The organism is Franconibacter daqui (assembly GCF_014644275.1).
Lineage (GTDB): Bacteria > Pseudomonadota > Gammaproteobacteria > Enterobacterales > Enterobacteriaceae > Franconibacter > Franconibacter pulveris.
In genome coordinates this window covers 176,021-191,860 of sequence record NZ_BMKJ01000005.1, presented here as the reverse complement: position 1 = coordinate 191,860, position 15,840 = coordinate 176,021, and the positions used below count along the sequence as shown (strand labels likewise).

General features: G+C 53.8%; 16 protein-coding genes and 6 tRNA genes. 14 read left to right on the top strand and 8 right to left on the bottom strand.

Translation table 11 applies throughout. From position 1 onward, the window contains the following. Positions 1-116: 116 nt before the first annotated feature. A tRNA-Ala gene (locus IEX01_RS16585) sits at positions 117-192 on the bottom strand. Positions 193-235: 43 nt separating this feature from the next. Next, a tRNA-Ala gene (locus IEX01_RS16580) sits at positions 236-311 on the bottom strand. Positions 312-530: 219 nt separating this feature from the next. On the opposite strand from IEX01_RS16580, the gene IEX01_RS16575 reads away from it, so the two are divergent. Both IEX01_RS16575 and IEX01_RS16570 read left to right on the top strand, forming a co-directional pair. Then, complete coding sequence (locus tag IEX01_RS16575; protein WP_024559105.1) at positions 531-893, top strand: YfeC-like transcriptional regulator; 363 nt, start codon at positions 531-533, stop codon at positions 891-893. Between the two features lie 3 nt (positions 894-896). Continuing rightward, complete coding sequence (locus IEX01_RS16570) at positions 897-1,280, top strand: YfeC-like transcriptional regulator (protein ID WP_024559106.1); 384 nt, start codon at positions 897-899, stop codon at positions 1,278-1,280. Between the two features lie 50 nt (positions 1,281-1,330). On the opposite strand, the gene gltX is transcribed toward IEX01_RS16570, so the two are convergent. Then, on the bottom strand, positions 1,331-2,746 hold the full coding sequence (gene gltX / locus IEX01_RS16565; protein WP_188724194.1) for a glutamate--tRNA ligase: 1,416 nt from the start codon (positions 2,744-2,746) through the stop codon (positions 1,331-1,333). 258 nt (positions 2,747-3,004) lie between these two features. Here gltX and IEX01_RS16560 point away from each other — a divergent pair. From IEX01_RS16560 to IEX01_RS16540, 5 genes are all read left to right on the top strand, one after another. Continuing rightward, a tRNA-Val gene (locus IEX01_RS16560) sits at positions 3,005-3,080 on the top strand. Between the two features lie 45 nt (positions 3,081-3,125). Beyond that, positions 3,126-3,201, top strand: a tRNA-Val gene (locus tag IEX01_RS16555). Positions 3,202-3,243: 42 nt separating this feature from the next. Further along, a tRNA-Val gene (locus tag IEX01_RS16550) sits at positions 3,244-3,319 on the top strand. A gap of 4 nt (positions 3,320-3,323) precedes the next feature. Then, positions 3,324-3,399 (top strand) — tRNA-Lys (locus IEX01_RS16545). 141 nt (positions 3,400-3,540) lie between these two features. Further along, positions 3,541-3,861, top strand: a complete 321-nt coding sequence (locus IEX01_RS16540; RefSeq protein ID WP_024559108.1) for a FlxA-like family protein — start codon at positions 3,541-3,543, stop codon at positions 3,859-3,861. A 2-nt stretch (positions 3,862-3,863) separates the two neighbouring features. Here IEX01_RS16540 and IEX01_RS16535 read toward each other — a convergent pair whose 3' ends face one another. Next, positions 3,864-4,793 carry a LysR family transcriptional regulator gene (locus IEX01_RS16535; RefSeq protein ID WP_188724193.1) on the bottom strand — a complete coding sequence of 310 codons (930 nt, stop codon included), beginning with the start codon at positions 4,791-4,793 and terminating at the stop codon, positions 3,864-3,866. 89 nt (positions 4,794-4,882) lie between these two features. On the opposite strand from IEX01_RS16535, the gene IEX01_RS16530 reads away from it, so the two are divergent. Beyond that, a complete protein-coding gene (locus IEX01_RS16530) occupies positions 4,883-5,875 on the top strand; it encodes a bile acid:sodium symporter family protein (protein WP_188724192.1) in 993 nt (330 codons plus the stop codon). On the opposite strand, the gene IEX01_RS16525 is transcribed toward IEX01_RS16530, so the two are convergent. From IEX01_RS16525 to zipA, 3 genes are all read right to left on the bottom strand, one after another. Then, positions 5,872-6,087: a DUF3820 family protein gene (locus IEX01_RS16525; RefSeq protein WP_024559111.1), complete on the bottom strand. Its 216-nt coding sequence runs from the start codon at positions 6,085-6,087 to the stop codon at positions 5,872-5,874. The two genes, IEX01_RS16530 and IEX01_RS16525, sit on opposite strands and share 4 nt — an antisense overlap. Position 6,088: 1 nt before the next feature. Then, positions 6,089-8,107: an NAD-dependent DNA ligase LigA gene (ligA, locus tag IEX01_RS16520; RefSeq protein WP_188724191.1), complete on the bottom strand. Its 2,019-nt coding sequence runs from the start codon at positions 8,105-8,107 to the stop codon at positions 6,089-6,091. 70 nt (positions 8,108-8,177) lie between these two features. Further along, positions 8,178-9,185, bottom strand: coding sequence for a cell division protein ZipA (gene zipA, locus IEX01_RS16515; protein WP_048888541.1), 1,008 nt, complete (start codon positions 9,183-9,185; stop codon positions 8,178-8,180). A 230-nt stretch (positions 9,186-9,415) separates the two neighbouring features. Here zipA and cysZ point away from each other — a divergent pair, with 230 nt between their 5' ends. The 6 genes from cysZ (at position 9,416) to IEX01_RS16485 (ending at position 14,862) form a co-directional block, all read left to right on the top strand. After that, a complete protein-coding gene (gene cysZ / locus IEX01_RS16510; protein WP_024559069.1) occupies positions 9,416-10,177 on the top strand; it encodes a sulfate transporter CysZ in 762 nt (253 codons plus the stop codon). A 151-nt stretch (positions 10,178-10,328) separates the two neighbouring features. Then, positions 10,329-11,300, top strand: a complete 972-nt coding sequence (gene cysK, locus IEX01_RS16505; protein WP_188724190.1) for a cysteine synthase A — start codon at positions 10,329-10,331, stop codon at positions 11,298-11,300. 386 nt (positions 11,301-11,686) lie between these two features. Beyond that, complete coding sequence (gene ptsH / locus IEX01_RS16500; protein ID WP_000487600.1) at positions 11,687-11,944, top strand: phosphocarrier protein Hpr; 258 nt, start codon at positions 11,687-11,689, stop codon at positions 11,942-11,944. A 43-nt stretch (positions 11,945-11,987) separates the two neighbouring features. Further along, entirely contained in the window at positions 11,988-13,715 is a 1,728-nt protein-coding gene (gene ptsI, locus IEX01_RS16495) for a phosphoenolpyruvate-protein phosphotransferase PtsI (protein ID WP_024559071.1), read from the top strand. 43 nt (positions 13,716-13,758) lie between these two features. Continuing rightward, a complete protein-coding gene (gene crr, locus IEX01_RS16490) occupies positions 13,759-14,262 on the top strand; it encodes a PTS glucose transporter subunit IIA (protein ID WP_024555239.1) in 504 nt (167 codons plus the stop codon). A gap of 75 nt (positions 14,263-14,337) precedes the next feature. Continuing rightward, on the top strand, positions 14,338-14,862 hold the full coding sequence (locus IEX01_RS16485) for a hypothetical protein (RefSeq protein ID WP_048888542.1): 525 nt from the start codon (positions 14,338-14,340) through the stop codon (positions 14,860-14,862). 30 nt (positions 14,863-14,892) lie between these two features. Here the strand turns inward: IEX01_RS16485 and cysM are convergent, their stop codons facing one another. Next, positions 14,893-15,804 carry a cysteine synthase CysM gene (cysM, locus tag IEX01_RS16480; protein WP_024559073.1) on the bottom strand — a complete coding sequence of 304 codons (912 nt, stop codon included), beginning with the start codon at positions 15,802-15,804 and terminating at the stop codon, positions 14,893-14,895. Positions 15,805-15,840 lie beyond the last annotated feature (36 nt).

Below are 15,840 nucleotides of genomic sequence, written 5' to 3'. Positions count from 1 at the left end.
TAATTATATATATTTATTGTTACTTAAAGCGTTATTTAGCTACCGTTTAAGAAACGTTCTGTGGCAGGGAATAGCACAAATGAAAAACCCCCGCCGTTTGGCGAGGGTTTGAATTTTGGTGGAGCTAAGCGGGATCGAACCGCTGACCTCTTGCATGCCATGCAAGCGCTCTCCCAGCTGAGCTATAGCCCCACGGAATGTCGTGTTACGTAACCAAATCTTGTGGGATAAGATTTGGTGGAGCTAAGCGGGATCGAACCGCTGACCTCTTGCATGCCATGCAAGCGCTCTCCCAGCTGAGCTATAGCCCCAACGTAAACACTCTGTCGTGTTGACGGGCGGCATAATAAGAATTCCCTTCCATACTGTCAACGGCAAATTTATCATCCCTTTTCAAACGCTGAAAAAGCCAGCAACTTATCTGAAAAGAAGCGGCTTTCCCGAATCCGCTAGTTATTCACATCACAGTTTCCAGTAAAATTACGCGTTAAGATGAAGCCCTAATAAACACACTGTCAGCAGGACTATTCATGCTCAAGGAACGAATGACGCCTGAAGAACTGGCGATGATGACGGGTTATAGCCGTCAAACAATTAATAAGTGGGTTCGTAAAGAAGGATGGGAAACCTCGCCTAAACCCGGCGTACAGGGTGGTAAAGCCAGGCTGATCCACGTTGATGAACAGGTCAGAAATTTCATCCGCAGCACGCAGCGGGCGGCAGATAACACCGGCGTTTACATCGCGGCCGTTCCTGACACGCCCCTTGAGATCTTATTGCGAAATTCCCTTAAAGAGATGACAGCGTCGGAACAAAAGCAAATGACTTCGCTATTGCTGCGAGAAGGCATTTCCGGGCTGTTGCTGCGTCTGGGTATCCGAAGCGCGGAATAAAGAATGATTAAGTTTAAAACAAGGATGACCTCTGCGGAGCTGGCAGCACTGGCGGCCACTACGCCGCAGACGATTAGTCGCTGGGCGCGAGCGCAAAACTGGAAAAGAAGAAAGCTGAAAGGCAGCAAGCGTCAGCTTGAGATTTTCGTTAATGCCGCGGTACGCGAGTATCTTCTCAGCACAAAGCAGCTGCGTTACTTTGCTGGTGAAATTACTTACGCGCAGGAAACGCCCGCCGATTACAGCACCTCTACCAGCGATTTAGCCCTCCAGTTACAGGAAGCGCTCAGCATGATGACGGCAAGTGAGCAGCACAGGCTTAGCGAATTACTGGAAAATGAAGGCGTCAGCGGTTTGCTTTCACGGCTCGGGATAGAAGAAGAGTAAAAAGCCGGTACAAGACCGGCTTTTTATAACTGACAATTTCCTGCCGCTTATTATTGCTGACTTTCACGCTCTGCAATAAAAGCCAGCGCTTTATTAATGCGCTCTACGCTGCGGGATTTGCCAATAGCATGTACCGTAACATCCAGCGCAGGGGACTGACCTGCCCCGGTCACCGCGACACGCAGCGGCATGCCAACTTTGCCCATGCCGACGTCCAGCTCATCGGCCGTAGCCTGAATGGCTTGATGAACATTTTCCGCCGTCCATTCGTTAATAGCAGCCAGCTTATCGCGAACCACTTCCAACGGCTGACGAGCAACCGGACGCAAGTGTTTCTTCGCGGCGTCAGCATCAAACTCAGCGAACTCTTCATAGAAGTAGCGGCAGGTCTGGGCAATCTCTTTAAGCGTTTTGCAACGTTCGCCCAGCAGTTTCACCAGCTCCGCCAATTGCGGACCATTACGGGTATCAATCCCTTCCTGCTCAATATGCCACTGCAGATGCGTTGCCACATATTCCGCTGGCATAGTGTTGATATAATGGTGGTTCAGCCACAGCAGTTTGTCGGTGTTGAACGCGCTGGCGGATTTGCTGACCGCCCCCAGGGTAAAGAGTTGAATCATCTCTTCGCGGCTGAAAATTTCCTGGTCGCCGTGAGACCAGCCCAGGCGCACTAAATAGTTCAATAGCGCTTCCGGCAGATAACCGTCGTCGCGATACTGCATCACGCTCACCGCGCCATGACGTTTAGAAAGCTTTTTGCCATCGTCGCCGTTGATCATAGAGACGTGTGCGTAGAGCGGCACTGGCGCACCCAGCGCCTTCAGGATGTTAATCTGACGCGGCGTATTGTTGATATGGTCTTCACCACGGATAACATGCGTGATTTCCATATCCCAGTCATCAACCACGACGCAGAAGTTATAGGTTGGCGAACCATCTGTACGACGAATAATTAGATCGTCCAGCTCAAGGTTGCTGAACTCGATAGGTCCGCGGATCTGGTCATCAAATACGACGGAGCCTTCCTGCGGGTTAGCAAAACGCACGACGCAAGGCTCATCGTCAGCATGATGCTCATGATTATGGCGGCAACGGCCGTCATAACGCGGCTTTTCGCCTTTCGCCATTTGCTCTTCGCGAAGGGCTTCCAGACGCTCTTTCGAGCAATAGCATTTATAAGCAGTACCCGCTTCCAGCATCTCATCGATAACCGCGTTGTAGCGGTCAAAACGTTTAGTCTGGAAGTACGGACCCTCATCCCATTCCAGGCTCAGCCAGTTCATACCATCCATAATGGCTTCGATTGCTTCCGGTGTGGAACGCTCAAGATCGGTATCTTCAATACGCAGCACAAACTGGCCGCCTTGATTACGCGCAAAAAGCCAGGAATAGAGAGCAGTACGAGCGCCGCCGACGTGAAGATAGCCAGTCGGGCTCGGCGCAAAGCGGGTTTTGATTTTCATTAAGTGGCCTTAGTGTTGAACAGTGCCGAAAAGCGGCAAATGCCAGGGAATTTCAGTGCGCAATATTCTACCACCCTGAATTGAATCCTCAATGTTGCCGCCTGAGCTCAGCGGTACAAAGCATGATTTTGGCGCGAATTCAGGCGAAAAAGCTTAACAAACCATCACCCTGGCTAATTTTACGACGAACAAACAAAAACTTTGGAAAAGGCGTTGACTCATTTTCAACTCTCCCTATAATGCGACTCCACACAGCGGGGGTGATTAGCTCAGCTGGGAGAGCACCTCCCTTACAAGGAGGGGGTCGGCGGTTCGATCCCGTCATCACCCACCACTCTAAACAAGTGGCTTCCGCAGTGTAGATAAGAAATTGAGAAGTGGGTGATTAGCTCAGCTGGGAGAGCACCTCCCTTACAAGGAGGGGGTCGGCGGTTCGATCCCGTCATCACCCACCACTTTCTCGCCAGCGAAATTTCTTATATATGAAGTACCGAAGTGGGTGATTAGCTCAGCTGGGAGAGCACCTCCCTTACAAGGAGGGGGTCGGCGGTTCGATCCCGTCATCACCCACCACTTCGGGTCGTTAGCTCAGTTGGTAGAGCAGTTGACTTTTAATCAATTGGTCGCAGGTTCGAATCCTGCACGACCCACCAATGTAAAAAGGCGCCCTAAAGGCGCCTTTTTGCTTTTTAGCGTCATGCTAACAAAGCCCATTCATTCATCAAAAACTGCTTTGCTCAAGATATTATTTTCTCTGCCGATAACATTCGTACCATTTCCGTCTGGAGAAACGAATGTCTATTACCATCAGCGCCACCAGCTCTTCACCTTCTGCAGGCAATAGCAGCAACGTATCGTCCCAAATCGAGCAAATTACGCAAAAAATTATAAAACTGACGCAACAGCTTAAAGAAATAACCAGCGGCAGCGGCAGCGCTGAACAAAAGAAGCGTCAGCAAGAGCTTGTTCAGCAGCAAATAGAGATGCTGGAAGCACAACTCCAGCAACTGCAACAACAGCAACAACAAAAAGCGCAGGCCGCACAGCAGAAAGCAGATATGGCCAATGAAATTAAGGCTGCCTCTGGCGATCACCAGATTGATATCTACGTTTAAGTTTATTCTTCCTCAAACAGCGGGTCGCCACGTCGGGCCTCGGTTAACTGCCGGGCCTGTTCACGCACCACGTCCCAAATAGCCTGGGCAGCGCCCGATAGTGAGCGGTTTTTACGGCGCACCAGCATCAGTTTACGCTCAATGACAGGCGTTAAACGTCGTACCATAAGACGACTTCCTTGCGGCAACGGCAGCGCCAGTGCAGGCAACACGCTGATGCCGATTCCCGCTTCTACCATCGGAAACAGCGTTGCCGGGTGTCCTATCTCCTGCACAATCATCGCCTGCACCTGTTGGGCGGCAAGCGCAGCATCGATCAGCGGACGGCTGCCGGAAGCATAATCTTGTAGCACCAACTTAGCCCCTTGCAAATCCTGCCATGTGACATGCGGCAGGGAAGCCAGAGGAGCATTTTCCTGGCAAAGCAGAAGAAACGGCTCCGCGAGCACGACTTCACACGTCAGATCGTTTACCGGTCCCGGATCGATCACGATGCCAAAATCCACATCGCCCTGCCTAATACTTTCCAGCACCCACTGCTGCGGGCGATCGTGAAGGACAAAGTCGATATCCGGATAGCGTTGATTTCCTTCGGCGATGCACTGAGGAATAAGGTGAGCGGAGATAGTCTGGCTGGCCGCTACCCGCACCGTACCCGAGAGCTGCTGCCCCAGCCTGCCGACATCACGCAGTGTGCTGCTTAACTCATCAAGGAGCCTTTGCAAACGCACCGCCAGCTGTTGACCAGCCTCAGTCAGTACGACTTCACGCGTGGTACGGTCAAGCAGCCGCACGCCAGTCTGCATCTCCAGTTCCTTAATGCTATGACTAACAGCGGACTGGCTCAGCCCTATCTGGCTGCCGGCACGGCTAAAGCTGCCCGCCTGCGCGACGGCGACAAAAATACGAAGCTGGCGTAAGGTATAATTCATCTTTTTTATTCATCAATGGATGCAATAAATCAATTTTATTTCTTAAACCGCCTTGAGCACAATGGAGCTTTCTTATGGCAGGAACGGTTATGAAACTTTTTCGCATCCTCGATCCTTTCACCCTTACGCTTATCGCAGTGGTTCTGCTGGCTTCTTTCTTCCCGGTTCGTGGAGAATGGGTCACCTGGTTCGACTGGCTGACCAATGCGGCCATCGCCCTGCTCTTTTTTATGCATGGCGCGAAGCTCTCACGAGAAGCCATCATCGCAGGCGGCAGTCACTGGCGCCTGCACCTGTGGGTGATGTGTAGCACATTTATCCTCTTTCCCGCGCTGGGCGTGCTGTTTGCCTGGTGGGCGCCGGTGCCGGTAAGCCCCGAGCTCTATTCCGGCTTCCTCTATCTGTGCATTCTGCCCGCCACCGTGCAATCCGCTATTGCTTTTACTTCGCTTGCTGGCGGCAACGTGGCGGCGGCGGTCTGCTCCGCTTCTGCATCAAGCCTGCTGGGAATATTCCTTTCCCCTTTACTGGTTGGTCTGTTGATGCACCTTAACGGCGCCAGTGGCAGCCTTGAGCAAGTCGGCACCATTATGTTGCAACTGCTGTTGCCGTTCGTACTGGGCCATCTTTCCCGCCGCTGGATTGCCGACTGGGTAGCAAAGCATAAAAAATGGATAGGCAAGACCGATCAGGCTTCCATTCTGCTGGTGGTTTATGGCGCCTTCAGCGAGGCGGTGGTTAACGGCATATGGCATCAGGTGGGCGCGGGATCGCTGCTGTTTATCGTGGCGGTAAGCCTGGTGCTGCTGGCGATAGTTATCATTGTTAACACGGTAGTCGCCCGCCGTCTCGGCTTTAATAAGGCGGATGAAATCACTATCGTATTCTGCGGTTCGAAAAAGAGCCTCGCTAACGGCATTCCAATGGCGAATATTCTTTTTCCTGCCGCCGCGGTTGGGGTGATGGTGCTGCCGCTGATGATTTTTCATCAGATCCAGCTGATGGTCTGTGCGGCGCTGGCGCGTCGTTATCAGCGCCAGACCGCGAAAGCGCAGGCGGATGCCCGCGCCGTCCAGGCTTAGTGACGCTTCAGGGGCTGCACCAGGTGTGTCAGCCCCTCGCTTTTAATCAGTAGCGTAAAGGCCATCAGCTCGCCGAGACGGCCCGCCGGAAATTCATCCTTGCGGGCAAACCAGAGCAGATACTCTTCCGGCAAATCAATAAGCATCCGCCCTTTATATTTGCCAAACGGCATCACGGTATTCGCTATCTCAATGAGCTGGGCCTTTTCCATTTCACTCTCCAAGCAGACGCAGCATTTCCGCTTCATCAATAACTTCTATGCCCAGCTCCTGCGCTTTGGCAAGCTTAGAACCCGCCGCTTCGCCAGCGATGACCATATCGGTTTTCTTTGAAACGCTGCCGCTCACCTTAGCGCCAAGCGCCTCAAGACGAGCTTTAGCGTCATCACGCGACATCTGGCTTAAAGAGCCGGTCAATACGACGGTTTTCCCGGCAAACGGGCTGTCTATCTCTTCCGCTTTAACGACAAGCGGCGCAGGCCAGCTGATGCCTACCTGCTCAACCAGCTCCCGGATAACCTCACGGTTGCTCTCTTCTTCAAAGAAGTTGAAGACGTGCGTGGCGACCACAACGCCGACGTCCGGCACTTTTTGCAGCTCTTCAATCGAGGCGGCCATCAGCGCGTCGAGCGTACCGAAGTAAGCGGCAAGCCCGGCCGCCGTCGCTTCGCCAACCTCACGGATGCCGAGGGCGTACAAAAAGCGGGCGAACGTGGTTTGCTTCGCTTTCTCCAGCGCGTCCACCAGATTTTGCGCCGATTTGGGTCCCATCCGCTCAAGACGCTCAAGCGTCTCTTTGCCAAGGCCAAACAGATCCGCTGGCGTGTGCACGTACTCTTTTTCCACCAGTTGATCGATTATCTTATCTCCCATGCCATCGACATCCATCGCACGGCGGGAGACAAAATGCTTGAGCGATTCTTTACGCTGAGCGCCGCAAATCAGTCCGCCGGTACAGCGCGCCACCGCTTCGCCTTCAACGCGCTCGACATCAGAACCGCAAACCGGACAATGCGCGGGAAATTCGACCGGGCGCGTCTCTTCCGGGCGTTCGGAAAGCACAACGTTGACGACCTGCGGAATAACGTCGCCCGCACGGCGAATCACCACTCTGTCGCCAATACGCAGGCCGAGACGTTCAATTTCATCGGCATTATGCAGGGTGGCGTTGCTTACCAGCACGCCCGCGACCTGCACCGGCTCAAGACGCGCCACCGGGGTGATAGCCCCGGTGCGCCCAACCTGAAATTCCACATCGCGCACGGTAGTCATCTGTTCTTGCGCCGGGAATTTAAAGGCCACAGCCCAGCGCGGCGCACGAGCGACAAAGCCCAGCTGTTCCTGCAGCTCCAGCGAATCAACTTTGATGACTACGCCGTCGATATCGAAACCAAGTCCAGGGCGGTCCGCCTCTACTTTGCGGTAAAACTCCAGCACCGCTTCCGGCGTCTCGCACAGGCGAATGCGGTCGCTGACCGGCAGCCCCCATTTTTTAAATTGCTGCAGGCGCGCCATATGGCTGCGCGGCAGCTCGCCGCCTTCCAGCAGACCTACGCCATAGCAGAAGAAGGTCAGTGGACGCTTTGCGGTAATACGCGGGTCGAGCTGACGCAGGGAGCCCGCAGCGGCGTTACGCGGGTTGGCGAACACTTTGCCGCCATTGCGGCGCGCTTCTTCGTTGATTTTTTCAAAGCCCGCCTGAGGCAGAAAAACTTCGCCCCGCACTTCCAGGCGCGAGGGAATATCTTTGCCGTGCAGTTTAAGCGGGATAGCGCGGATGGTGCGCACATTCAGGGTAATATCCTCCCCTGTCGTGCCATCGCCACGCGTGGCGGCGCGCACCAGCAGGCCGTTTTCATACAGCAGGCTGACCGCGAGCCCGTCAAGCTTCAGCTCGCAGCAATAAACCAGCGCGTCGGCGCTTTTCAGTCGGTCCTGCACGCGCTTATTGAAGGCCAAAAAGCTGGCTTCATCGAAAACGTTATCCAGCGACAGCATCGGCACTTCATGACGCACCTGGCTGAATTCCGTAAGCGGCATAGCGCCCACGCGCTGGGTGGGCGAATCGGGGGTAATCAGTTCCGGGTGCGCCTCTTCCATGGCGCGCAGTTCGCGCATCAGGCGGTCATACTCCGCATCCGGGATTTCGGGCGCGTCCATGACGTGATAGAGAAATTCATGATGGCGAAGCGTGGTTCGCAGTTGAGTCAGTTTTTCTTCGATTGAGTCCATATCGCACCATCAATGATAAAAAACCCCCGACATGCGGGGGCTGTTATAAAGTTCGGGGGCCAGGATGATATCAGGCGTTAGCCTCTTTGACCTCGCGAATGCGATCCTGATATTCACGCAGCTTCTGCGGTGTCATCATACGACGCTGGTCATCTAAGACCACGCCGCCCACTTCATCAGCAATATGCTGAGCCGACTGCAGCATCAGTTTGAAATTCTGCAACTCATCGCCAAAACCGGGCACCTGCATAAAGATGGTAATGCCAGGCGTGGAGAAGTCGGTCATGATTTCAGGATCAAAAGAGCCAGGCTTAACCATATTGGCAAGGCTGAACAGGACCGGGCCGCTGCCGTCAGGGCTCAGGTGGCGATGGAAGATATTCATATCGCCGAATTTGAAGCCTGCCTGCTGGATACTGTTGAGCAGGACATCGCCGTTGATTTGCGTACCAGCATGCGCCGCTACGTTCATGACAATAACCGTTTCTTTAAGCTGCGGCCTTGGCGTCTCGACAGGCTCAGGCTGAGCAGGCGCAGCAACAGGCTGCGGCGCAGGTTGTTGCATCGCAGGTTGCGGCGCTGGCTGCTGCACAGGGGGCGGAGCGTATTGCGGCGCGACGGGTTGCACGGGCTGCTGAACAGGTTGTTGAACCGGCGCGCGCGGTTGCGGCTGCGCTACGGATTGCTGCGGTGCAGGCTGTTGCACGGGCGCTTGCGGGCGCGGGGCAGCGACAGGCGACTGTTCAGGCGCTTGTTGAGCTGGCTGGCGCGGTTGGGCCGACTCATAAGGCGGCTGGTAGTTGTGCTGTGGCTGACGCGGCGTTTCCTGTTCCCAGTTCGCGTTGTCCTGAGGCGTATTTACGCGGCGTACACGCACTTCACCAACACCTTCCGCTTCATCGTCCTCGGCGTCTTCATCAAAATCCTCTTCGTCACGCTTCGATTTCATTCGCTTAAGCGGACGATCGCGGAACACGGAAGAACGCTCCTTACGGCTGGTCCAGAGTCCATGAACCAGTAAGGCTATTATGGCTATCGCGCCAACAATGATTAATATCAGACGCAAATCCTGCATCATTATATTCTCTGTTGTTCTAACACCTTGCCACCACGGCAAACATTTACTCACTAAGAGTATTTGCCCATCTGCTCAAGTGCAAGTGCGCACTCGGTTTTCTCAGCATAAAGATGTAAGAAAAACTGCTTTTTGCTGTTTTTTCGACCATTTCCGAACTGGCGCATTTAACCGGCTCGGTTAAGATAATCCTGCCCCTTTTCGGGCCGATATTCAGGAGCACAGTAAGAGATATGGTTTCATATACAGGTACAGCCCCGCGCAGCGGCCTTTATTACTTTTCACAAGGCTGGAAATTGTTAAGCCAGCCGGGATTAAAACGCTTCGTCCTTTTACCGCTTCTGGTGAATATCCTGCTCATGGGCGGCGCGTTCTGGTGGCTTTTTACACAGCTCGATCGCTGGATACCGCAGTTAATGGCCTCCGTTCCTGACTGGCTGCAATGGCTAAGCTACCTGCTCTGGCCCATCGCCGTGTTGTCCATTTTGCTCGTTTTCGGCTATCTCTTCTCGACGCTCGCGAACTGGATAGCCGCCCCGTTTAACGGATTGCTGGCTGAACAACTTGAAGCCCGCCTGACAGGCGCTACCCCGCCAGATACCGGTATCGTCGGCATAATGAAAGATGTGCCGCGCATCATGAAGCGGGAATGGCAAAAGTTCGTCTGGTATCTGCCGCGCGCTGTAGTGCTGCTGATACTCTATTTTATTCCCGGCATCGGCCAGACCGTAGCGCCGGTGCTGTGGTTTTTATTTAGCGCATGGATGCTCGCTATTCAGTACTGCGATTATCCGTTCGACAATCATAAAGTGCCGTTTAAAGAGATGCGCCAGGCGCTGCGCCGACAAAAAATAACCAATATGCAGTTTGGCGCGCTGGTTAACCTCTTTACCCTCATACCAGTACTTAACCTGTTCATCATGCCTGTTGCCGTATGCGGCGCAACGGCCATGTGGGTGGATTGCTACCGCACCCAGCATGCGCTCTGGAAGTAACCCAGCAGAGGTGGCATATGCCGCCTCTTATTCCATACTGATAAGCATTATTTCGCGACAGTATATAGATATGCGAATTCCTTACTTCCGCATAAGACCTGAGCGGGTATGCTGGAGCGGTTCCCAAATTTCATACAGTTAAGGACAGGCCATGAGTAAGATTTTTGAAGATAACTCGTTGACTATTGGTCATACGCCTCTGGTTCGACTGAACCGTATCGGTAATGGACGCATCCTCGCGAAGGTCGAGTCCCGTAACCCGAGCTTCAGCGTCAAATGCCGTATCGGTGCCAATATGATTTGGGATGCCGAAAAACGTGGCGTACTGAAGCCGGGCGTGGAACTGGTTGAACCGACCAGCGGCAACACCGGCATCGCGCTGGCTTATGTCGCCGCCGCCCGCGGTTACAAGCTCACGCTGACCATGCCAGAAACCATGAGCATTGAACGCCGTAAGCTGCTTAAAGCGCTGGGCGCTAACCTTGTGCTGACTGAAGGCGCGAAAGGCATGAAAGGCGCAATCCAGAAAGCTGAAGAGATTGTGGCGAGCGATCCGTCAAAATATCTGCTGCTTCAACAGTTCAGCAACCCGGCTAACCCCGAAATTCATGAAAAAACCACAGGGCCTGAGATCTGGGAAGATACTGACGGTCAGGTTGACGTGTTTATCGCAGGCGTCGGTACCGGCGGTACGCTGACTGGCGTGACGCGTTATATCAAAAACACCAAAGGCAAAACCGACCTTATCACCGTAGCGGTTGAGCCGACCGATTCTCCGGTTATCGCCCAGGCGCTGGCAGGCCAGGAGCTGAAACCAGGTCCGCATAAAATTCAGGGCATCGGCGCAGGTTTTATTCCTGGCAACCTGGACCTCAAGCTGATTGATAAAGTCATTGGCATCACCAACGAAGAAGCGATTTCCACCGCCCGCCGTCTGATGGAAGAAGAAGGCATTCTGGCCGGTATCTCTTCAGGTGCGGCCGTCGCGGCAGCCCTCCAACTGCAGGAAGATGAAGCCTTCAGCAATAAGAATATCGTGGTCATTCTCCCCTCTTCCGGCGAACGCTACCTTAGTACTGCGCTGTTTGCCGATCTCTTTACCGAGAAAGAACTGCAACAGTGATACCAGATTGTTAAATCTGGCTAAAAAAGCACCCTCAAGGGTGCTTTTTTGTGGCGTACGTCAAAGTTTTACCTCCCCTGGCATTGCTTCAGTCTGTAGGGTCTGGTATTTAACCAGCAAATTATTTCGATGCGTGAAATTAATCATTGGCACCATTCGTGTTTGCTGAATCGATTTAATGATTTGGTTAAGCCGCTTTATTCGCGGCATAATGATTAATGACGAGCGAAACGCGTGCCGCATGGAATCGATGCCGTGCGATTTTCGTCGTTCTGGCATCCTGTGCTGCGTTCCGTTTACGTCGGCGCTAACAATACAGGCTAAAGTCTGGCCGCCAGGCTAGACTTTAGTTCCACAACACTAAACCTATAAGTTGGGGAAATACAATGTTCCAGCAAGAAGTTACCATTACCGCTCCGAACGGTCTGCATACCCGCCCTGCTGCTCAGTTTGTAAAAGAAGCGAAAGGCTTCACCTCTGAGATCACTGTGACTTCCAACGGCAAAAGCGCCAGCGCGAAAAGCCTGTTCAAGCTGCAAACTCTGGGTCTGACTCAGGGCACTGTTGTGACCATTTCTGCGGAAGGCGAAGATGAGCAGAAGGCAGTTGAACATCTGGTAAAACTGATGGCTGAACTCGAGTAAATTCCGGGTTCTTTTCAAAATCAGTCACAAGTAAGGTAGGGTTATGATTTCAGGCATTTTAGCATCTCCGGGTATCGCCTTTGGCAAAGCACTGCTGCTGAAGGAAGATGAAATTGTCATCGACCGGAAAAAAATTTCTGCCGACAAGGTTGATCAGGAAGTTGAGCGTTTCCTGAGCGGGCGCGCTAAGGCTTCTTCTCAGCTGGAAGCGATCAAGGTGAAAGCCGGTGAGACTTTCGGTGAAGAAAAGGAAGCTATCTTCGAAGGCCACATCATGTTGCTGGAAGATGAAGAGCTGGAGCAGGAAATCATAGCCCTGATTAAGGATAAGCTCGTTACCGCAGACGCCGCGGCGCACGAGGTTATCGAAGGTCAGGCTACCGCGCTGGAAGAGCTTGACGACGAGTACCTGAAAGAGCGTGCGGCTGACGTGCGCGACATCGGCAAGCGTCTGCTGCGCAATATCCTTGGCCTCGCCATCATCGATTTAAGCGCGATTCAGGATGAAGTTATTCTGGTTGCCGCTGACCTGACCCCGTCGGAAACCGCACAGCTGAACCTGAAAAAGGTGCTCGGTTTCATCACCGACCTGGGCGGCCGCACTTCCCACACCTCTATCATGGCGCGCTCTCTTGAGCTGCCGGCGATTGTGGGCACTGGCAACGTTACCTCTCTGGTAAAAAACGACGATTACCTGATCCTCGATGCGGTTAACAACAAAGTTTACGTTAACCCGACCAACGAAGAGATCGAAGCGCTGCGCAACACTCAAGCCCAGGTGGCTGAAGAGAAAGCAGAGCTCGCCAAACTCAAAGATCTGCCGGCTATCACGCTTGACGGCCATCAGGTTGAGGTTTGCGCCAACATCGGTACCGTGCGCGACGTCGCGGGCGCCGAGCGTAACGGCGCGGAAGGCGTAGGCCTCTATCGTACCGAATTTTTGTTCATGGACCGTGACTCGCTGCCGACTGAAGAAGAGCAGTTCCAGGCTTATAAAGCCGTGGCGGAAGCCTGCGGTTCTCAGGCGGTTATCGTTCGCACCATGGATATCGGCGGCGACAAAGAGCTGCCGTACATGAACTTCCCGAAAGAAGAGAACCCGTTCCTCGGCTGGCGCGCGATTCGTATCGCTATGGATCGTAAAGAGATCCTGCGTGACCAGCTGCGCGCCATTCTGCGCGCCTCCGCTTTCGGCAAATTGCGCATCATGTTCCCGATGATCATCTCAGTGGAAGAAGTGCGCGCGCTGAAAAAAGAGATCGAAGCGTTTAAACAAGAGCTGCGCGATGAAGGCAAAGCGTTTGACGAAACGATCGAAATTGGCGTGATGGTAGAAACCCCGGCGGCGGCGACCATCGCTCGTCACCTGGCGAAAGAGGTCGATTTCTTCAGTATCGGCACTAACGATTTGACGCAGTACACCCTGGCAGTTGACCGTGGTAATGATATGATTTCCCACCTCTACCAGCCGATGTCGCCGTCTGTGCTGAACCTGATTAAGCAAGTAATTGATGCATCTCATGCTGAAGGCAAGTGGACGGGCATGTGTGGTGAGCTTGCTGGCGATGAACGTGCTACACTTCTTTTGCTGGGGATGGGTCTGGATGAATTCAGTATGAGTGCCATTTCTATCCCGCGCATTAAGAAGATTATTCGTAACACGAACTTCGAAGATGCGAAGGTTTTAGCAGAGCAGGCTCTTGCTCAACCGACAACGGACGAGTTAATGACGCTGGTTAACAAGTTCATTGAAGAAAAAACAATCTGCTAATCCACGAGATGCGGCCCAAATTACTGCTTAGGAGAGAAGGCTAATGGGGTTATTTAGTAAGCTGTTCGGTGATAAAGGCAATAGCGACACCGGAACCATTGAGATCGTTGCTCCACTGTCCGGTGAAATCGTTAACATTGAAGACGTGCCGGATGTAGTGTTCGCAGAGAAGATTGTTGGTGATGGCATCGCTATCAAACCGACCGGCAACAAAATGGTTGCGCCGGTAGATGGCACCATTGGCAAAATCTTTGAAACCAACCATGCGTTCTCTATCGAATCCGATAGCGGCATTGAGCTGTTCGTTCACTTCGGTATCGACACCGTCGAACTGAAAGGCGAAGGCTTTAAGCGTCTCGCTGAAGAAGGCCAGCGTGTGAAGAAAGGCGACCCGGTTATCGAGTTCGACCTGCCGCTGCTGGAAGAAAAAGCGAAATCTACGCTGACGCCGGTCGTTATCTCCAATATGGATGAAATCAAAGAGTTGATCAAACTCTCTGGTAGCGTAACCGTGGGCGAAACGCCGGTTATCCGTATCAAGAAGTAAGACTGACTCGTATTCGAAAATGGCGCCGCAAGGCGCCATTTTTTTATCCTTCGGCCCCTTATCGGACTTTGAACTATGCGCCGCTGGCGTTCCCTCTGGCTGTGCTTCATTGCCCTGCTGCCCGCCCCATGGCTTTATGCGGGTTCTCCCGGCCCTTACGTGCTGGCGTTTATCGACATTTCCGCCCCACCGCTCAACGACGGCCAGGCCCTTACCGCCGCGCTGCGTAAAGCGCCATCAGTAGCGGAAAGAGAAACCTGTTTTTTATGCGAGGAAAGCGCTCAGGTTGAGGTGCTCTATCTTTATCGTCTGCCGCCGGGTCTGTCAGCAGACGCGCTGCGCCTTGCCGTCAGAGGCGATGAAAATGCCCGTAACCGGATGCAGCAACAACTCGCGGCGTTTGAAGATAAAGATGGCTATCAGGTGGATGGATTGCTTATTTACGAGCATCTTCCCGGGGTAGTCAGCATTTATGCGATGCCTGCCCTGCCGGGTAAAGCGTTGCACCGGGTAAGTAGGCCCGTAAAACGTTACCTTTCGCAGCAGAGCCTGGACAGGCTGCTTGAGGACGCGGCGGCGACAATTCCACGTGAAATCTAAACCGGCGGACGTTTGCGTCCGCCGCCACGGTTAAATGCCTGCGCCCTGGCTGTAGCTTTCTTCCCCGAATACGCCGGTCGAAAGGTAGCGGTCGCCGCGATCGCAGATAATCGCCACGACTACCGCGCCGGGGTTTGCCTGCGCAACGCGCAACGCGCCCGCTACCGCCCCGCCGGAACTCACACCGCAGAAAAGTCCTTCTTTACGCGCCAGCTCGCGGGTGGTGTTCTCCGCATCAAGCTGGCTGATATCCAGCACCTCATCCACCAGCGACGCGTTGAAAATGCCCGGCAGATATTGCTGGGGCCAGCGGCGAATTCCCGGAATGCTGCTGCCTTCTTCCGGCTGCAGGCCGACAATCGTCACCTTTTTCGCCTGTTCGCGCAGAAAGCGGCTCACGCCCGTAATGGTGCCCGTTGTCCCCATGCTGGAAACAAAGTGCGTAATGCGCCCTTCGGTTTGCCGCCAGATTTCAGGCCCCGTGGTGGTGTAATGCGCGTAAGGGTTATCAGGGTTATTAAACTGGTCCAGCACCTTACCTTCACCGCGTTCGCCCATCTCTTTCGCCAGATCGCGCGCGCCTTCCATCCCCTGCTCGCGGCTTACCAGAATCAGCTCCGCGCCGTAAGCCTGCATCGCCGCCTTGCGCTCCATGCTCATGTTGTCCGGCATAAGCAGCTTCATACGGTAGCCTTTCAGGGCCGCTATCATCGCCAGCGCGATGCCGGTATTGCCGCTGGTCGCCTCAATCAGCACGTCGCCGGGCTTAATCTCGCCACGCTTTTCCGCCTCGGTAATCATCGAGAGCGCCGCACGGTCTTTCACCGAACCCGCCGGGTTGTTGCCTTCGAGCTTGACCCAAATTTCGGCGCCGTTGGTCAGCCCGGTCCGCTGCAGCCGCACCAGAGGCGTATTGCCGATAGTCTGTTCTAATGTGTTCACGTCAGTCTGTCCAAAGCATAAAAAAAGCGGCCACGG